This is a genomic window from Hoylesella timonensis S9-PR14, from assembly GCF_000762405.1.
GTDB lineage: Bacteria > Bacteroidota > Bacteroidia > Bacteroidales > Bacteroidaceae > Prevotella > Prevotella timonensis_A.
In genome coordinates, this window is record NZ_JRPQ01000026.1 from 1 (window position 1) to 20,218 (window position 20,218).

The following is a 20,218-nucleotide window of genomic DNA, read 5'->3' on the forward strand; positions in this document are numbered from 1 at the left end:
CACATACAGTAGCAGCATTAAAGCATGCAAATAGCAGGCTTATCTCAATGCTTCAGTCGTAAAAGAGTGGTAAAAACAGGAAAGAAAAGAGCTAACATTGATGTAACACACACAATAACAAGGAATTACAAACGTCGCTCATTTTCGGCGTATTTGCGACCAACTTTGCTGTTGGATGATTTCACGCGAGTTATGAGAGGCACTTTGTAAAGAAAATTCAGCATTAATAAGCCTTCCATGAAACATACCACTAATGCCGCAAACGATGCTTGATGGAAGTTATTCGTTGTATAAATAGCATACTTAAACGAAAGGATATGCGACTGTCAATATCCGTCATAAAGACGATTGAGGCGTTAAGTCAACATGCTCTACATTGACATTCTCATGCAGAAAGATTTGTGCCGAATCCTTAAAGCGTGCGGGGTTCTCCGTTGTAAAATATCGACAAGTCCCGTTTTTTGTACACTTCTCCTCCATCTCAGGATGGCGATACAGATAATCTTGCAAGCTGCGAGCCACATATTCTCCTTGTGCTACAATTCGTACACCAGGCTTATTGTACTTCTCAATCTTTGCCATTAACAAAGGATAGTGTGTGCATCCCAAGATAATGGTATCGATGGCTCCGTCCTTTGCCATGAGGGCATCCATGCGTTTTTTTACAAAATAGTCTGCACCCGGACTGTTTGCCTCGTTATATTCTACCAACGGAACCCAGAAAGGGCATGCCACTCCTGACACTTGAATATCGGGATAAAACTTCTGTATCTCGAGTGGATAGCTCTCGCTCTTTACCGTTCCCTCCGTAGCCAACAGTCCTACATGTCGACTTTGCGTGAGTTTGCCGATGATTTCGGCGGTTGGACGAATAACGCCCAGCACCCTTCGCTTTGCATCCAAATGTGGGAGGTCGTTCTGCTGTATGCTTCTCAAAGCTTTCGCAGAAGCGGTGTTACAGCCTAAGATAACAAGATGACACCCCATTTCAAACAGTTTGGTCACCGCCTGAAGGGTAAACTCATACACCACCTCAAAGGAACGCGTACCGTATGGGGCACGTGCATTATCGCCCAAATAAAGGAAGTCGTATTGAGGCAACAAACGACGAATGCTATGGAGGATTGTCAAACCACCATAGCCAGAATCAAATACACCTATTGGTCCCGGTTGTCGTGATAATTGAGCCATGTTCATCTTGTCCTTAACTGTCACTTATCGGTGAAGTACGCTCATCACCGCATCGTTCAAGTTGTCCCCGTAAGCCAAGTTTACGTAAGGGAGAGCATCGTTGTCCGCATTCAGCACGAAAGCATATCCACGCTCTCTACCTAATTGTTGAATGATGTGCAGCACTTTGTCCTTCACAGGTTGCATCGCATTCTTTTCGGCTTGTGCTAAAAGGCGCTGCGATTCTTTCTTGAAAGCGACGTTCCTCTCCATCATATCTTGTAATTCAGCTTGACGCTTCTGTAAGATTGAGGGAGCAAAATCGCGTTGTCCATCAAGGAATTCCTCATATTTTTTATTGAATTCATCTTCAGAACGCTTTGTTTCTGCATCGTACTTAGCACGCAAGTCGGCTATATTCTTTTGTGCCACGGCATATTCTGGCACCATTTTGATGAGCGAACTCAGGTTGAAATATCCAAACTTAGGTAGCACTTGCTGCGCTTGTGACAGCAAGGGTAGCATCAAAAATAACAGAAATAAGAGTTGCTTTTTCATTCTTCTATGTGTTTTATGTGATGAGAAAGAATCTTCAAAGAAAGCATGATTCGCCCAGTTTCCAAAGAATCTCCTTCCCTCTGTTGTTGATAAAAAAAAGAAAAAGAGTTAGCAAACACCGTCAGCGCATAGCACGCTTGCTCATATCTGCCAACTCTATTTCTTATCCATTGAAAGCGAACACCTGTCGTTACTACCAGTCATTGGTATGAATCAATGACTCTTTACTGGTAGCTAAGCTCAAAGGTCACTGACTTTCACCGTTTCATTTATTTCATCTTGTTCAATTCAGCCTTCACCTTAGCGGTTACATCTTCACTTAACGTCTCGCTAATGTAGGGAATGCCAGCGGTGACATCCATGATATAAACATAGTTGCCTGCCTTACCTACTGCCTGAATTGCTTTGACTAACTTCGCTGTGATGGGCTGCATTTTTTCTTGCTGAGCCTTTTGCAATGCCTGTGAGTTGTCTTGATAAGCTGTACGAATCTTTTCATTCAACTGCATCAGCGATTCCTCTGTCTCCTTTTGTTTGGTGGCATTCATGGTCGACTTCGTCTTATCATATTCCGAAGCCTTACGCTGCAATTCTTCTTGCATCGCCTTCAAGTCATTCTCATATTGCTTGGCAGTTGCTTCAATTTCACCACGTGCCTTCACAAATTCGGGCATGTCATTCATCACTTGTTGCGTGTTGAGGTGTCCGAACTTCTGTGCAAACAGAGCCATTGGTGCAAACAACATCAACATTAAAATAAGCTTTTTCATTTTCTTTGTTTTTTATTTTATGATTAATTATTAATTCGAATAACCTAATTTCTGCAACACTTCGTTGCTAATGTCTATTTTGGGAGAGCCAAAGATGATGCCCGAATTAGAAGCACGGTCTACTACAAGAGAATAACCGCGCAATTCAGATATCTCCTTCACTGCATTGTATATCTCGTCTTGAATGGGAGTCATGAGACTTTGTCGTTTCTTAAAAAGTTCTCCTTCAGGTCCAAAGTATTTACGCTTCAGTTCACTGGCGCTCTTTTCTTTCTTCATGATTTCCTCTTGACGAGCTTTCTTTTGCTCTTGCGAAAGAAACACCACTTCGTTTTGGTAATTCTTATACATGGTCGATGCTTCGGTATTCAACGCCTCCACTTCTGCTTGCCACTTCTTGCTCACCTGTGTCAGCTGCTCGTTGGCACGCTCATAAGCTGGAATGTTTTTAAGGATATACTCCATGTCCACTAGTGCAAACTTCTGTGCACTCATACTCAGTGCGGCTAAGCACATGAGACTCATCAATAATATTTTTTTCATTGGCTATCTATTTTATTGTTTTCTATGATGACGCTATTTGAATCAGCTTCGTTGAGATACGTCAGATGATTTAACCAAACAGCGTCTTCGTTCATCTTTTTTAGAATTCTTGTCCTAAGATAAAGTGGAACTGACTGCCACCTTTCTTTCCAAAGACAGTGTCGAAACCGTATGCCCAGTCAATTCCCATCAATCCAACCATCGGCAAGAAGATGCGCACACCAACACCCGCACTGCGCTTCATGTCAAACGGATTGAACTTCTTGGTTTCGTCCCAAGCATTACCAGCTTCTACAAAGCCAAGACCGTAGATAGTAGTGTTGCCTAACAGGAACGGATAGCGTAGCTCCAATGACATGCGGTCATACGCATAACCCTCATAACCGCGAGGGGTGAGCTGTCCATTTTCATAACCTCTTAGTCCAATAGTCTCTTCGGCATAACCCGTCGTATATCCACTCATACCGTCTCCTCCGACGTAGTAAGTTTCAAAGGGTGACTTTTTGTAACGGTTATAACTCCCTAACAAGCCAAATTCTACACGAGTCATCAGTACGAAACACTTTTGTCCACCCGACAAAGCCGTATAAGTTTTAGCCTTGAACTTCCACTTATGATATTCTACCCACTTGTATTTTTCTTGCTGTTCTGCCAAGTAAGTCGACGATTGTGGGTCGAGTGCTAAGTTTTGATAATCCTTTTTATCCCACTTAGACCATGGTGGAGTGAGTGAAACCGAGGCTGTAAACTCCGAACCTTTACGTGGATACAGTTGGTTATCGGTAGAGGTACGATTGATAGAGAAGTTCAAGTTCAAGTTGTTGGCATTACCTGTAGAGAGCAAGAAGTACCGCCAATTCTTCAACATATAGCGTGTATAGGCTAATTGAACAGACAAATTGAAGAAGTCATCCGGCCATCTCAGGCGCTTACCCCAACCCAGACTGGCTCCAAACATCTTGATGTAAGAGTCAGGGTCCAAGTAGTTTTCGTAGTTATTGTAAGTATAGTTTCCATAACCGTACATATAATTATAATAGTTGGTCATATACCCACTGTTATAATAGTTGCTGGACAGATCCGTTGACTTGGAGTAATAAGCACCGATAGAGAACTGGGTAGGACGCTTTCCACCAAACCAGTTGGTAGAGTAGTTCATGTTATACGACTGATAATATCGTCCATTCGTCTGTACACCGACAGACAACACTTCACCATCTCCAATGGGTAAGATGCCTCGACGCTCACTATTTTTATTAAATAGATTACGAATTGAGAAGTTATTGAGCTTCAAACCAACACGCCCAATCAATCCATTCTGTCCCCAACCGAGTGAGAATTCAACCTGATCATTGCTTTTCTGTTGCAGGTTCCAGTTGATGTCAACCGTTCCATTCTCAGGATCTGGCTTCACATCTGGATTCACCTTTTCTGGGTCAAAGTGTCCCATGGAAGCTAATTCACGTGCCGATCGCATGAGCGCCTCTTTGGAGAAGAGATCGCCAGGCTTTGTCTTGAGTTCACGACGCACCACATTTTCGTACAATCGGTCATTACCATTAATGCGCACATGGTTCAATCTGGCTTGTTGATTCTCTGTGATACGCATCTCCAAATCAATGGAGTCGCCCACAACGTTCATCTCTGTAGGCTGCAAGTTATAAAACAGATAACCATTATTCCAATATTGGTTGCCCACTGCATCTTCGTCTTCCGTGAGGCGTTTGTTCATAAGTGTCTGGTTGTACACATCACCTTTCTTCATTCCAAGCAAAGTACTCAGGTAGTCGGTAGGATAGACGGTATTGCCCACCCATGTGATATTGCGGATATAATATTTCGTTCCTTCGTCCACTTTTACATACACACTCACATGTTTGTCATCAACCGTCCATACACTGTCTTCAACAATTACGGCATCACGATAGCCCAATTCGTTGTATTTCTTAATCAGGTTGCGCTTGTCTTCTTTCCACCTTTCAGGCGTAAACTTCTTCGATTTGAAGAGTGAACCTAACTTACCTGCCTCGTGAATCTTCTTGAATGCGCCTTTCTTGAATAGTCCTCCTTTGATTTTTGAGTTGGTCAAAGCTCGATTGTTATCAATGATAATATCGCGAACACGCATTTTTTGCTTCTTATCAACAACGACATCCAAAATAACGCTATTCTTATTGGTCACATCATCTCGCTGCATAATGCTGATATCCGCATTGTTAAAGCCCTTGTCATCAAAGTATTTTTTAGCCAAGAACTTTGCCCTGCTTAAGATATTTGGCGTCACTTGTCCACCTTTCAGCAAGCCTAATTTGGCTTCCATGTCCTCACGTTCCGACTTCTTCAATCCGATATAGTTGATTTCCGACACGCGTGGCAGGGTTTGCAAATAGATATTCAAGTAAATTTTATTCCCCACTATCGAATCAGCTCCAATGGATACATCCGAAAACAGTCCATGCTTCCAATAACGCTTCACCGCATTGGTCACTTCGTTTCCAGGCACTGTGATGGTTTGTCCCACGGTTAATCCTGAAATACCCGATAGCATATAGTCTTCGTATCCTTCGACTCCCGACACATTGATGCCTCCAATCACCAAGGTACGAGGTGTCCCTGCATAATTGATATCAGGATGTACGATCTTATCTTGCGCTTGAGACATGATAGAACTACCAAGTACGAGCGCTATGATTAGCACCTTTTTTATATGATTCATCTCGTTGAATTATTAGCTAACTTATTCTGATCTTCTATTTGTTGTTCTGTCTTACCAAACCTGCGTTGTCTACTTTGATAATTGGCTATCGCACGATAAAGGTCCTCCTCAGCGAAATCGGGCCAAAAAGTGTCGCAGAAATACAGTTCGGAATAGGCTATCTGCCATAACAGGTAGTTCGACACGCGCACCTCTCCTCCTGTCCGAATGAGCAAATCTGGGGCGGGCATGAATGCTGTCTGCAAATAGTTGCTCACCATGTCTTCGCAAATGGCTTGCTCGCTTATCTTTCCTGCCTTCACATCGGTAACGATGTCCTGCACCGCCTTTGTGATCTCCCACCGTGAGGAGTAACTTAAAGCGACCACCATAGTCATCGTTGCATTGTCTTTGGTATGCTCCTCGGTCTCGTGCAATTTCTTTTGCACATCCTCAGGAAGGCGTGCTATATCGCCAATCACCCGAAACCGAACATCATTTTTCATGAAGATTTCATCCTCGAGGGAGCTTAACACCAATCCCATTAGTGCCGAAATCTCATCTGACGGACGATTCCAATTCTCCGTAGAGAATGTGTACAGCGTCAGAAACTTCACCCCCAACTTGGTACATGCTGCTGTAATTCTGCGTACAGTCTCTACACCAGCCTGATGTCCATAGCTTCTTTCCAAGCCACGCTTTGCTGCCCAACGCCCATTACCGTCCATGATAATGGCGATATGTGCAGGTATTCGGGTTTTGTCTAATTCATGATTCATTCGCTTCTCTACATTATCTCCTACTCAGCATCATTATGACACGTCCTACACTTGGCTTGAAAACAATAGGTCAAGGTAAGCTGCAACGCCGAATAGCTATCTGTATTCTTAAAGGCACCAGTGCTTTCTATCTGGTAAGGGTCTTTCACTCCGTCCAGTTCATCGCTCAACGAGAGGTGCATTGCCCACTCCAAACCCAAATTAACACGGTCACCTATTTTATATTTCACACCTAATCCCAAAGGAATGTTGCCAGTAAAGACATTTTTGTTGTTACAGGAAACATAGGTAGCTCCTACTCCTCCAAAAACAAAAGGAGTGAGTCGCTTTGCCCCACGATAATCTCTTCCTGTGCCATATGGCCAAAAATTGTACTCGTAGGTCACGCTCAAGTCTCCCAACTGATGAGCAAACTGGTAAGACTTCCCTGCCCATTCGGGGTAATACGTCTTCACTGCTGTGGAATTTCCCTTGAGTTTTCCGTAACTACCCATCACCCTGAGTGCCATACGTGGATTGAATACATAGCGCCACACTAACGAACCCATGGGTTGCAAGTTCTTCACAACGCTACCGTTGAAATCTCCTTGATACGAAACCAAGCCTGCACCCACTCCCACTTCCATGCGATATTCCACATCGTCCTGTGCATGAACTTGCACAGCGAACAGGAAACAGAGGATGGAGAGTAATCGATACGGCATGCCAACGTTTGTCAATTACTATTCTGTAAACGATTTTTGAACCTTTTTCCAGCCCAACTCGTTAAATCTGCCTTTCCATACTTGACCTGTTTCACCGCAGATGATCCACAAGTAGTGGTTTTCATCACTCGCCATAGCAAACGAAGTTGCACTACTCTGAAAGTCCTTTGGGAAGGTTAGGTTTCCGTATTGATGCCAAGACAGTCCACCGTCTATACTTCTATAGAATTGAGCGAAGGGCTTCACAGCACTACTCTCACCCATGCCAGCACCGCCCATTGCTATGAGGGCATCGCCATTTTTCACCACCTGAAGATGATTCATGTTGGGCAATGCGTATCGGTCTGTCGAACGTTGCGAGAAGAATGTCCAAGGTTGTTGCTCGGCATTCGGGTCTGCATCGTTTATCTTACTCCACAAACAATTATTTTTATCGGTGGTTCCTGCTAAGAACAAGCGATTCACACCACGATTTGTTTTCACAGGAAGCACCAACAAGGAGAAGTCTTTTTGAGGCAACTGTCCTTCTTGCCCGTCGAGGTTTTCTCTCGTCCAACTTTTCCCTTGGTCGCTCGACATTACAAGTTGCCCTTCCGAAGACAAGGCATATAACTTATTTTCCGTTGCTCCAACTAAATGTTTCAAAGCCACATCCGCCACCTTCTGCCAGTTTTGAGCATCGGCAGACGACAGCAACACGCCATTGTTATACACATAAAAAGTCTGTCCCATCAAAGCCACATTCTGCCAAGCTTGTGTCGACAACGGCACATTAGTTGACAGTTCGTGCCAATCAGCCCCACTTTTAGTGGTAGCAGTATATAGCTTAGCATGTTCGCCCTCTGTTCCAAAGACATATAGACGACCGTTGTTCACCAGCACACGCATACCCGTCAGCGCACCTAATGCTGACTGTTGCTTCACTGGCTGTGACCATTTGAAGACATCGGGTGCCTCACGATGCACATTGACATGTACCTTGTAAGTTGCCAAGGCAGTACCTGCTTGATTATACACCACAATTTGGCGTGGCTGAACAAAGTCCAACGAATCGGTTGCCTTGTAAAACTTAACCGAATCGTTTGCCACATTCTTTACGCCTAACACCCCTGCATTCTTTGTCGTTATCGTAGCCAACACCTTCGAAGCATCTATGCCAAGGGGCAAAGAGTCGGGATTATAGATTTCTCGCGTAAGCTGATTGATGTAAAAGTGATAGTCGCTGGCTGGAAAATTAGCAACGTAGCTACTATCTGCTCCACTCTTAGACTTAGTATGCACGACACGTTTCAAGGTCTTAATAGAAAAACTTGTTATTGCAGCGTCGTTATATGCTATAGTTTCCTCATCGTCATTGCTGAGACAGGATGCCAGCAATGGAGCAATAAAGAACAGCGAGACGAGGGGTAGGTATCTCCTTTTCATTGATGTCTGATTATAATTTTAGCTGCAAATTTATATAGAATTCCGCAAATAGACCACCTTTTTAATACTTAATTATGCAAAATAGTGATTATTAGGACGTTTTTTAAGGTTGTTTAGGGTTTGGATATCTCTGCAATAACCACTTATCGTGGGTGACGACGAACGCCTGAGTTCATCAATCGTCAGTACAAGGAAGTTGTTTCTCATGTTCAATTTCGTTGTTTCATTCGCACATGAGAATGAACAAAAATCAATGTCATAAAATTTTACACCACCCTCCTCAAAACTCGCGTATTTTGAAGTTACGAAAGATTGTTTTCAAATATCGCAGAAATAGCGCACTTTGCCAACACTATGAGTATCAATACATTGAGAGAAAACACCGTTTTCTAACCCATAAAAACCCAACAAAATACGGCATTAAAGCAGCCTTTCAATGCCGTTGTTACATTGTTTTTGCACCGCTGAAAACATGTTATAGCCGCATTAAGTAATGGAGATAACCGAACAAACTCATTGTAACAACAAAAACAGAGACTAAAATTGAGCATTATACCTCATTATTTTTTCTATTTTGGCACTTTGAGAAGTGTTAAAAAACTGTCACTTTTATTGACAAAACAAGAAATATAATGGTTGTATATCAAGCCTTTTATAGACACTTTTCTTGCGAACTCACACCTCACTACACCAACAAACGAATGCTGAACAATGAATACATAAATTGAATGAAGAAATGCAACTTTTGAAAATAAAAGTTCAAAAATTTGGCGGAAGATAAAAAAAATACTACCTTTGCAAAGTCTTAAAAAATGACCCCTCAAAAGGGACACATTTCAAAAGGCAAACAACAAGCTACGCAGTGTCCTATGGTGTAATGGTAGCACAACAGGTTTTGGTTCTGTTTGTAGTGGTTCGAATCCGCTTAGGACAACAAAAAAGGTGATTCAAAAGAATCACCTTTTTTGTATGTCCATACGAGATGTTTAGCTCAATGAGTCTGCAAGCTCGGCACCAGCCTTAAACTTAGCAACTTTCTTTGCTGCAATTTTAATCTTTTCCTTGGTAGAAGGATTGATTCCTTCACGAGCAGCACGCTCTGAAACGCTAAAGGTTCCAAAACCAATGAGCTGAACTTTTTCACCTTTTACCAAAGCTTCTTTGATAGCATCTGTTGTTCCATCCAAAGCTTTTTTAGCAGCTACTTTGCTGATACCTGCAGCTTCTGCAATTCTGTCGATTAATTCTGTTTTATTCATTACTTTTGAGTTTATAAAAGGATTAATAAAATGAGTTCTTCTGTCTTCAAGGGACAAATATAAACTAAACATTTCATAAATCAAACTAAAAAGGCGAAAAAATGTGTTATTTACCCTAAAAAAGGCGTTAAATCACTGCATATCGTTCAAAAATCAGAGTTTTTTTGTACATTTGCACCCAATAAAACGATTCAAATTTTAACCCTTTACAATGCGCAGTATCCCTACCATTACCAAGAATTTGCTCATTATTAATATATTGGCTTTTGCAGCCATGTATGCACTTCGTACCACTATCGACTTGAATAGTCTTTTGGGGTTACACTTTTTCATAGCATCCGATTTCCGCATTTACCAGCTGTTCACATACATGTTCATGCATGCCTCTTTCGAACACCTATTTTTTAATATGTTTGCTTTATGGATGTTTGGTTGTGTTGTGGAACGCGTATGGGGACCAAAAAAGTTTCTGTTCTTCTATCTCACATGTGGTGTCGGAGCTGGATTGTTTCAAGAGATGGCGCAATATGGCTCCTATTTGGTAGAAGGACTGCCAGCTTACGACACAGTACAGTTAGAAGGCTTGAGAATTTCCATGGATGAGTTTCTGAATCGTTGGACAACGGTGGGAGCGTCTGGTGCGATTTATGGACTTTTGTTGGCTTTTGGAATGATTTTCCCAGAAGAACGAATTTTTATTTTCCCCCTTCCTATTCCTATCAAAGCCAAATGGTTTGTCATCTTGTATGCGGGCATCTCATTGGTCATGGCACTCACTACCACAGGTGGCAACGTAGCCCACTTCGCACACTTGGGCGGTATGGTTGTGGGATTCTTCCTCATTCGTTATTGGAAACGTCACCCCTACGGTTCCTCCTCTCGTTCGGAAGGCGAGCAATTCTTTGAAAATCTGAAGGACAAATGGGAAAGGCATACGCACAAATCAGCAGAGACACCGCCTCCACATGAGTCTTATCAGGAGCATCAAAGCGATTGGGATTACAACGCTCACAAGCAGAAAGAGCAAGAAGAGATAGATAGAATCTTAGACAAGATACGCAAAAGTGGGTATGACAGTCTGTCGAGTGAAGAGAAGCGAAAACTCTTTGACAGCAGCAACCGTCGGTAAATTTACATGATTCGGTTTGTAAAAAAAATAATAATCCAAATCCTCGCTATCGCCAACCTGGTGACTATTTTGGTCATGCTCATAGCGGGATATGCCGATAGATTAGACCCTACAGTCCATCCTTCTTTGGCAAACATGGGTTTACTACTGCCTGTGTTGTTAATAATGAACGTAGGATTTTTAGTGGCTTGGGTTATTTTCCATTTCAAAAACTGTTGGATTCCCATCGTCGGGTTCGCACTTTGCTTCCCTCCTATTCGCAATTACTGCCCACTGAACTTACCCAAAGAAGCGCCACCACATGCCATCAAGGTACTTTCATATAATGTGTGGTACTTTGCAGGCTGGGAAGATAAGGGAAAAGCAAACCCTATTCTCACATATCTGAGGGCGCAAGATGCTGACATTGTATGCTTACAAGAAGCAGAGACAACGGAGGTGGGGAAAGAACGCATAGAGGCTGCGCTCAATCCTATCTATGCCTATCGTGACTTTTCACTGACCGAAAAAGGATCGGACAGAATGGCGATTTACAGTAAGTTTCCTATTTTGAAGAAAGAAGCTATCCACTATCCTTCCGAAGGAAATCATTCAACGGCTTTCTTTCTCAACATCAAAGGAGATACTGCCATCGTCATCAACAACCACCTTGAGTCCATAGGACTCACAGAAGAAGACAAGGATAATTTTAAGGGCATGGTTAAAGGCGAATTAGAAACAGACTCAATCAAGATAGGTTCAAAGTCTTTATATCATAAGTTGGCAAAAGCCACTAAGATACGCGCTCCACAAGCCAAATCTGTTGCCCAGTATATAGAACAACATCAAGACAAAACTATCATTCTCTGTGGTGACTTTAACGACGGTCCCAACTCGTTTGCACGGAGAACCATTGCCAAACATCTGCGCGACTGCTACATTGAGACAGGCAATGGGCCTGGGATTTCCTATCATTTAGGCGGATTCTATGTGAGAATAGACCAGCTGATGTGTTCAAAAAACTTAAAACCATACCACTGTCAAGTAGACAACAAAATCAAAACGAGTGACCACTACCCCATTTATTGCTGGCTCGAAAAGCAAGCAAAATAAGTGCAAAATGCTCAAAAATATACATTTAAGCGCTATAAATTTTTCATAGTAACAAAAAAATAGTATCTTTGCACGTCTATAATTTTTTGGAAAAAACAATAATCAATAATAAATTAAAATGCAAAACAAAGGAATTGTAATTGTAACAGCCGTCCTTTTGACGCTTGCAAGCATCTTCTATTTGTCATTTTCAGCCGCCACACGCTATTACGATAGCCAAGCTGCCAAGCTGAAAGATCCGATAGCACAGCAGGAGTACAAAGACTCTGTGAAGTATTTAGGCATTTACTCTTATCAGAAATGTTTAGAGACACAAATCGGACTTGGACTTGACCTAAAAGGTGGTATGAATGTGATTCTTGAGATTTCGGTACCTGATGTCATCGAAATGCTCGCTGATCACAAGACAGACCCTGATTTTGTAAAGTCGATGAAGGAAGCAAGAGCTGAAGAAGAGACCAGTCAGAGCGATTTTATCTCACTCTTTATTAAGGCTTTCAAGAAGAATGCGCCACAGCGCAGACTTGCTGAAATCTTTGCTACCCAACAACTGCAAGGCAAAGTAAACCCACAGAGTAGTGATGCGGAAGTAGAGAAAGCACTGCGTAAAGAGTCACAAGCCGCTATTGATAACTCATTTAATGTGGTACGAACTCGTATCGACCAGTTTGGTGTCGTACAACCTAATATCCAAAAGTTGGAAGGTGAAGAAGGACGTATCATGGTAGAGATGCCAGGTATCCGCGAACCAGAGCGTATGCGTAAGCTCTTGCAAGGAAGCGCTAACCTTGAGTTTTGGGAGACTTTCAATGCAGAAGAAATAATTCCTTACTTGAACCAATTGGACGCACAACTTGCACATGGCGAGAGTGTAGCGAAAGACACAACTGCTGCTGACTCTACAGTGGCTCAACCCAAAGCTGCTCAAAAGGTAAAGAAGGCACAACCTAAATTCCAAATCAAAGAGGAAAATCAAACAAAGAATGTACAGACTGCTAATGACGCACAGTTGGCTGCTGCCAAAAAAGAGCATCCATTGTTGGCAATTTTAAGCACAACAGGACAAAATGCACTAAGCTGTGTAGGTTATGCCAGCGTACGTGATACAGCAGAAATCAACCGATTGATACATTCTGATATCGCTAAACAAATTCTTCCTGCAGACCTCAAACTCCTTTGGAGTGCAAAGCCAGCAGATGGTTTGCAAGTAAAAAACTATTATGAACTGCATGCTTTGAAGATTACTACCACCACAGGACGCGCTCCTTTGGAAGGTGATGTGATTACAGATGCAGCCGATCAGTTTAACCATCTATCAGGTCAGCCAGAGGTTTCTATGACGATGAACACAGACGGTGCTCGTCGCTGGTCTGCCATCACCAAAGCAAATATCGGTAGAGCTGTAGCTATTGTGCTCGATGGATTGGTATATACCTCTCCCCGTATCAATGGACAAATCGATGGAGGACAATCTTCTATCACTGGTCACTTCACTATTGAGGATACCAAGGACTTAGCCAACACCTTGAAATCTGGTCGTATGCCTGCACCAGCACGCATCGTTCAAGAGGAGGTTGTTGGTCCTACATTGGGCGCACAATCAATCCAACAAGGAATTATCTCGTTTGCATTGGCATTCGTATTACTGATGATTTACATGATTGTGATGTACAATTTCATCCCTGGTATGATAGCCAACTGTGCTTTGATAGTAAACGTGTTCTTTACGTTGGGCATTCTTACCTCGTTCCAAGCAGCACTAACGATGTCGGGAATTGCGGGTATGGTGCTTTCATTAGGTACTGCCGTCGATGCCAACGTGCTGATATACGAACGTATCAAGGAAGAGTTACGAGCTGGAAAGGGTATGAAACAAGCCGTTTCAGCAGGTTACAGCAATGCCTTTAGTGCTATTTTCGACTCTAACTTGACCTCTGCAATCACAGGTGTCATCCTCTTGGTATTCGGTACTGGCCCTATTCGAGGCTTCGCTACCACATGGTTGATTGGTATTGCCTGCTCATTCTTCAGTGCAGTATTCTTGACTCGTTTGGTTTACGAATACAAACTCAACAAAGATAAGTGGCTCAATTTGAAGTTCTGGACAGGTATTTCTGAAAATATGATGCAGAATACACGCTACAACTTTATGAAGATGTTCAAGGCAAGCGCTACTATCTATGCCATTGCTATCATTATTTGCATCGGTAGTTTTGTTGTTCGTGGCTTGAGTCAGAGTATTGATTTCACAGGTGGTCGCAACTATGTAGTTACCGTAGATAAAGCTACGCATGTGGAAAATGTACGTGGCGTACTGAACAATGCTTTCAAAAATACAGTGGGTAAAAATGCAGGAGAACTGGCAACCACGAATGTAATCGCTATTGGTACCGACGGAAAAACATTCCGTGTATCCACCAATTATAACTTAGAGAGCAACGATCCTCAAATGGATGACAAGGCGGAAACCATCCTTTACAATGCCTTGACTAAAGCGGGCATGGTGAAGCAAGCAAATATTGAAGCCTTTAAGAATCCTGATATTCGTGAAGGAGGATCTATTATCAGTTCTTCTAAGGTTGGACCTTCCATTGCAAAGGACATTACCAACAATGCAATCAAGAGCGTTGTGATAGCGTTAATTTGTATCTTCCTGTATATCTTGTTGCGCTTCCGCAACATCGGATTCTCCATAGGTTCTGTAGCTGCATTGATTATCGACACCACAATGGTCATAGGTTTGTTCTCATTGTGCTACGGCTGGATAGGTTTCTCTCTCGAAATAGACCAGACATTTATCGGTGCTATCCTTACAGTGATTGGATACGACATTAACGACTCCGTTGTTGTGTTCGACCGTATCCGTGAGAATTTGAAGCTACATCCAAAACAAGATATACAAAAGACCTTCAATGACTCTATCAACCAAACATTGGCTCGTACCATTAACACCTCTGTTTCTACGCTCATTGTGTTGGTTCCAATATTTATCTTGGGCGCTGACAGCATTCGCAGTTTCGCCTTTGCGATGATTATTGGTGTCTTCGTAGGTACGTTAAGTTCTATCTTCCTCGCTTCTCCAATTGCTTACTTAGTATTGGGACGCAAGATTAAGAACGAACAAGAAAAAGAAGCAGCCATTGCATAGCAACTAAATAATACCACAAAACGTGGTTTTCTAACTAACGGTGCAGTCGAATAGATTGCACCGTTTTTTATATATGAGGATGTTTCTGTGAACATCTCTCTTTTTAATAAATCCAAACTTTCAAGCGCCTTTGATTCAAAAATCAAATGGTTTATTATTTCACCATTACGAGGCAAAGATTTGACAAGCGCAGACAACTGGCAACAAAACAGCATGAACTTTCCTTTTTCGAATAAAAAAAATAAACAAAACGTATTCGCGTATTAATATTTTTGTTATTTTTACAACCACTAAGATGAAGAACTAAATTTCAATATATTATATCTTAAAAACATTTCTGATGAATGACATTTCTCACTTGAAATTATGGCTTGTTCTGCTGCTGACGCTGACATCCATCTCTATCTGGGGCGCAAAGCCTGTGAAAGACATTGTAATAGATGACTGTACCGATACCTATGTGTTCATGTCTGACAACGATGGCAAGCCAATTGTGAAGAATACAGTGACAACACTTTATCAGTCTCTCTCACTTCGCAATATCAATATACAGCCTTACACCATGTATGGCGAGTTCATCTCTTTAGATAAAGTTTCTGGAAAAGGAGCCGCACAATATCGAAACGCTACGCCCGAAAATGTATTTTACGACGACACCAAGGTCTGCTTTTTCAATATTAACTTCGATCGGAAACGCCATGAGAGCAAGGTAAAGTTTGAACGTACTTTCAAAGATGTGCGCTATTTCACACGCATTTATCTATCCGAAGATTTCAAGATTAAACACAAGACCGTAGTTATTCGTATTCCCAAGCAGTTCAACCAATTCAAACTGATACACCAAAACTTCACTCCAAACATCAAATTTGAACAGACAGAGGATGCCAATGACAGAGTCTATACCTATACCATCACCGACATGGAAGGCATGGTGTCGGAGAATGCAATGCCTCCAATGGCTTCCATTTACCCATATATCTGTATCGTAGGAGCTTTTTCCGACTATCAAGACATGTACAAATGGTCTAACGAGCTAACCCAAATAGACACGAACATCCCCAACCTTCCCACCATTCTGAAAGAGATTGGACAAGGAGCAAAGACCGATGAGGACCGCATTCGCAATACATATGCATGGGTACAAAAGAATATCAGGTATGTTGCTTTCGAAGCTGGCATCACTGGACATCAGCCAGATCGACCTGCAGAAGTTGTACGCAAGTGTTATGGCGACTGCAAAGGCATGGCGATGTTGCTCTGCACTTTGCTTAAAGCACAGAAAATGGATGCACGATTGGTGGACATCGGGACGGAAGACATCCCTTTCAAAGCCAGTGACGTGCCTACCTTAGGAGCTGTCAACCACATGATTTGTATGCTTAGCCACGATGGCAAGACCTATTGGCTGGATGCCACCAATCGTTTTATTCCTGCAACACACATCCCCGGTAACATCCAAGGACGAGAGGCTATGGTGGAGAATGGTGCTAACTGCACGCTCATGACTCTGCCCATATTGAACAGTAACAGTTCTGTAGACAGTCTTTCATACCATTATACTTTAGAGATGAACAACCAACCTCGCCTCGTGGGACACGTAAGTAATGCTTGGTGTGGCGATATGAAGGAGTTTTTCATGCGGACACATGATGCGACACAGCAAGGCGATAAGCTGCTTCTACTCGCCAATGCAATGAATTCAGACGACCATGCTCACGAAATTACTGATGTAAAGTGGACCGTCAAAGACCGCAAAGAGCCGTGGGCAATACTCGAAGGTAAGATCATCAACCGCACGGGAGTGCAACAAGCAGACCATGAGGTGTACGTAGAGCTAAATCCTCACAACGAACTGTTCTCGCAAAGAATAGACACTACCGACCGCACTCACGACGTTATGCTCCCACCCCGGTGCCGCATCGTACGCGAAGTGAGTGTGCAACTGCCAGCAGGCTGCAAGGTTATGATACCTCCTTCGAAGAAATTCGACATGCCACAAGGAACGATGGAGTGCACCTTTACAAAGAAAGACAACTGCGTCATATTGCGCCGTGTACTCACCATTCACCAACGTCTCTTACCCAAGGCGGACATCATGAAGTGGAACAACATGCTAAGCAAATGGAACGATGCATGCAACGAACAGCTGGTAATCACGAACCTAAACTAAAAAACAGATATCATGAACAGAGTAAGTAAAATGAGAGTGTGCCTATGCACGTTGCTGTTGATAGGCACAACATGCATGTATGCAGACAAGTTGGAGAAGTACAAAGCCTTTGCCGATACCATTAGGAAAAACGTATGGGCGATGGATCTCCCACAATTCAAAAACACCAACATCCCTTCCAAGTACAAGAATGAGAGTGCAGTCATCGTGGCGTCCTACCGCGACGTGAGCGTTGCCCAGAAGTCGCACTTGAATCTCCTCACTGTAATCAATTTGAGCTTCAAGATGAAGCGAAACATTATCTCCAGCGACCTCAATCGTGTATGTATACACATTAACGACCAAGCTGCACTTAAGAAATATTCCGAGTTTGACTTCATTTCCTATTACCAACGTTACCGATTGGGTTGGAGCGAGAAAGTGCAGCATGTACTCGGAGTAAGAGTCATTAAACCCGATGGTACTATAAGGGAAGTCAGCACAGATGACTATGTGAATACTGCAGAAGGAAAAAATGACAAAGAGAAAGGGCAGAAATTAGCGGTGCCAGGATTGGCTGTAGGTGACAACATTGACATTTTCACCTACGAAGAGAAGAAATTAGAGGAGCATACCATGGAACCGTTTATCATCTCTTATCAGGAAGAATATCCTATACTTTGGAAGAAGGTGCACTGCACGTTAGACAAAGACCTCACCTCACAATATCGAACACTAAACGGTGCTCCAGACTTCAAACAGAGTACCGATGAGGACAAGAATATCATCCTTGATGCTGAAGTGACTAATGTGGAAACAACCAACCCAGACCTATGGTATCATGAGTTGGAGCACTCACCTATGACGATACTCAACATTCAGGGTAAACGACTCAAAGGAGAGTTTATCCCACCCAGCTCCAAATACAAAGGACTACATGCCAATCCCAAAGCCAAGGACATACAGGATGACGCTTTAGAGTTTTATCGTGTAGCGACATTAGATTATTTCGGCAACCTTGAACTCAGAAAATACTGCAAGGCAGCTAAAAAACAATTTCCGAACATCACCGATAGAGCCGACTATATCTACGACCTTTTGTGCTTCACATACGCCAAGGATCGTATAACAGATGCTTCGCTCCGCAGATTCGCCTACAATCTTCAGTTGCGACTCTTACAGGCTGGAATTAAGAAAACCAGAATAGGTATCACCACGCTGGACGGTTGCGAACCCATCGATCAGCTGTCTGTTTATGCCAATGGCGTGCCGTTCCTCTACCTCAAGGAGGGTGAACGTTACTATTCGTGGTGTCCATCAATTAACATAGCAGGAGAATTGAGAGCTGACATGCAAGGGCGCAAAGCCATTCTCCAACCCGAAAATAGCAAAGAAGCTAAAAAAGATTATCCTGTCTTTGTGCTGCCTGCCAGCAAAGCTGAGGACAACCAAAGTGTCTATACGCTCAAAACAAAGATAGAAAACGGTACGGAGTTGGCGATTAACCATGAGCATCGTGCCACTGGCACCATCCGCGAACAACTCGGCACAGAGATACTTACATTGAAAGACGTGTACGACTCATACCTCGACCGAATGACTGATGCCAAGCCATTTACAGAGGCACTGGGAAAGAGAAAGGCAGAAGCCGAACAGCAAACACTGGACAAGGCAAAAGAAGAGCAACAGGAATGGCTCAAAGATTTAGTGAAAAGCTATTGGGACAATACACCGAAAAACATCAGAGACTGCAAAATCGTATCGGTGGGTAGCTCCAAGAAAAACCGTAACCTGACCTACACCGCCAACTATTCCATGGAGGGAATGGTAAAAAAGGCTGGGCGCAACCTCATCATCTCAACTGGTAAACTACTGGGAGGAATGCTAAAAGTGGAAGGACAAGAACGCCACCGCACTGCCGATATTGATATGATTTCGCCACGACAAACAATATGGAATATAGAAATAGCACTGCCCGAAGGATACAAGGTGTCGGCAGATGCATTAGAGCAACTTCACAAGAACGTGACCAACGAGTGTGGCTCCTTTGTCTCCAAAGCTTCAACTGCAGATGGCAAGCTGCTCATCAACGTGGTGAGAACCTACAACCACAAGCATGAACCAGCTGCCAACTGGGACAAACTGCTAAGAATTATTGATGCCACCAACGAGTTTACGAACATACAGACGGTCATCAAGATGTAAGCATGTAAAATATTTAGGCTGGTTCTATATATACGGTGGTAATTTATAGAACCAGCCTTTAGTTTCGTATTTAGATATGAAGTAATCATAGCGCAAGATGTAAAAGCTGCACACTCGTTGTTATTCTCAACAATCTGCATAAGCTAATCGTCTGATTCTGCATCAGTGATTTCATCCACTAACGCTATGACTACTATCATCAGAATTCTTTTTTATACCGTCTCCTTTTCTCAACTTCTGTAAAATACAGAAATAAGCAACGCTTTTTAGGAAAAGGAGCAACCAGAGTACTTTCTTTTTAGGGTGATATAGTGACCACTAAAAACACCAACAAGACTGTGTATGCAGCATTGGAGGTATGCTAAATGGAAAGCTCATCAATGCTGAATTTTCTTTACAAAGTGCCTCTCATAACTCGCATAAAATCAACCAACAGCAAAGTTGGTCGCAAATATGCGAGTTATGAGCAAGGTTTGTAATTTATTGTTATTGAACACGTTACACAAATATCAACTCTTTTCAATCCAATTCCTGCCCCTTTTTGGCGATTGAAGCATTGAGATAAGCCTGCTATTTGCATGCTTTAATGCTG

General features: G+C 42.7%; 14 protein-coding genes and 1 tRNA gene. 6 read left to right on the plus strand and 9 right to left on the minus strand.

Annotated elements, in window-relative coordinates:
* Positions 1 to 336 precede the first annotated feature (336 nt).
* From murI to HMPREF9304_RS01240, 8 genes are all read right to left on the minus strand, one after another.
* On the minus strand, positions 337 to 1,191 hold the full coding sequence (gene murI / locus HMPREF9304_RS01205; RefSeq protein WP_028901065.1) for a glutamate racemase: 855 nt from the start codon (positions 1,189 to 1,191) through the stop codon (positions 337 to 339).
* A 24-nt stretch (positions 1,192 to 1,215) separates the two neighbouring features.
* Complete coding sequence (locus HMPREF9304_RS01210; RefSeq protein WP_025072193.1) at positions 1,216 to 1,728, minus strand: OmpH family outer membrane protein; 513 nt, start codon at positions 1,726 to 1,728, stop codon at positions 1,216 to 1,218.
* A gap of 269 nt (positions 1,729 to 1,997) precedes the next feature.
* Positions 1,998 to 2,498: an OmpH/Skp family outer membrane protein gene (locus HMPREF9304_RS01215; RefSeq protein WP_008123698.1), complete on the minus strand. Its 501-nt coding sequence runs from the start codon at positions 2,496 to 2,498 to the stop codon at positions 1,998 to 2,000.
* Positions 2,499 to 2,528: 30 nt separating this feature from the next.
* Positions 2,529 to 3,041 (minus strand): OmpH/Skp family outer membrane protein, encoded by a 513-nt coding sequence (locus tag HMPREF9304_RS01220; protein WP_008123700.1) that lies wholly within the window; start codon positions 3,039 to 3,041, stop codon positions 2,529 to 2,531.
* Between the two features lie 100 nt (positions 3,042 to 3,141).
* Positions 3,142 to 5,757 (minus strand): BamA/OMP85 family outer membrane protein, encoded by a 2,616-nt coding sequence (locus HMPREF9304_RS01225; protein WP_036925998.1) that lies wholly within the window; start codon positions 5,755 to 5,757, stop codon positions 3,142 to 3,144.
* A complete protein-coding gene (locus tag HMPREF9304_RS01230) occupies positions 5,754 to 6,515 on the minus strand; it encodes an isoprenyl transferase (RefSeq protein ID WP_036926001.1) in 762 nt (253 codons plus the stop codon). The genes HMPREF9304_RS01225 and HMPREF9304_RS01230 overlap by 4 nt, the downstream gene beginning before the upstream one ends.
* Before the next feature lie 20 nt (positions 6,516 to 6,535).
* A complete protein-coding gene (porG, locus tag HMPREF9304_RS01235; RefSeq protein ID WP_036926003.1) occupies positions 6,536 to 7,219 on the minus strand; it encodes a type IX secretion system protein PorG in 684 nt (227 codons plus the stop codon).
* 18 nt (positions 7,220 to 7,237) lie between these two features.
* Positions 7,238 to 8,644, minus strand: coding sequence for a DUF6242 domain-containing protein (locus HMPREF9304_RS01240; protein ID WP_036926006.1), 1,407 nt, complete (start codon positions 8,642 to 8,644; stop codon positions 7,238 to 7,240).
* Between the two features lie 863 nt (positions 8,645 to 9,507).
* Between HMPREF9304_RS01240 and HMPREF9304_RS01245 the strand changes: the two genes are divergently transcribed.
* A tRNA-Gln gene (locus HMPREF9304_RS01245) sits at positions 9,508 to 9,578 on the plus strand.
* Between the two features lie 52 nt (positions 9,579 to 9,630).
* On the opposite strand, the gene HMPREF9304_RS01250 is transcribed toward HMPREF9304_RS01245, so the two are convergent.
* Positions 9,631 to 9,975 carry an HU family DNA-binding protein gene (locus HMPREF9304_RS01250; protein WP_180961576.1) on the minus strand — a complete coding sequence of 115 codons (345 nt, stop codon included), beginning with the start codon at positions 9,973 to 9,975 and terminating at the stop codon, positions 9,631 to 9,633.
* A 139-nt stretch (positions 9,976 to 10,114) separates the two neighbouring features.
* On the opposite strand from HMPREF9304_RS01250, the gene HMPREF9304_RS01255 reads away from it, so the two are divergent.
* The 5 genes from HMPREF9304_RS01255 (at position 10,115) to HMPREF9304_RS01275 (ending at position 19,626) form a co-directional block, all read left to right on the plus strand.
* On the plus strand, positions 10,115 to 11,032 hold the full coding sequence (locus tag HMPREF9304_RS01255; RefSeq protein ID WP_036926011.1) for a rhomboid family intramembrane serine protease: 918 nt from the start codon (positions 10,115 to 10,117) through the stop codon (positions 11,030 to 11,032).
* Between the two features lie 6 nt (positions 11,033 to 11,038).
* Positions 11,039 to 12,124, plus strand: coding sequence for an endonuclease/exonuclease/phosphatase family protein (locus HMPREF9304_RS01260; protein ID WP_036926014.1), 1,086 nt, complete (start codon positions 11,039 to 11,041; stop codon positions 12,122 to 12,124).
* A gap of 118 nt (positions 12,125 to 12,242) precedes the next feature.
* Positions 12,243 to 15,272 carry a protein translocase subunit SecDF gene (gene secDF / locus HMPREF9304_RS01265; protein WP_036926017.1) on the plus strand — a complete coding sequence of 1,010 codons (3,030 nt, stop codon included), beginning with the start codon at positions 12,243 to 12,245 and terminating at the stop codon, positions 15,270 to 15,272.
* Between the two features lie 340 nt (positions 15,273 to 15,612).
* Positions 15,613 to 17,442, plus strand: a complete 1,830-nt coding sequence (locus HMPREF9304_RS01270) for a transglutaminase domain-containing protein (RefSeq protein ID WP_036926020.1) — start codon at positions 15,613 to 15,615, stop codon at positions 17,440 to 17,442.
* A gap of 12 nt (positions 17,443 to 17,454) precedes the next feature.
* On the plus strand, positions 17,455 to 19,626 hold the full coding sequence (locus HMPREF9304_RS01275; RefSeq protein WP_231564431.1) for a DUF3857 domain-containing protein: 2,172 nt from the start codon (positions 17,455 to 17,457) through the stop codon (positions 19,624 to 19,626).
* Positions 19,627 to 20,218 lie beyond the last annotated feature (592 nt).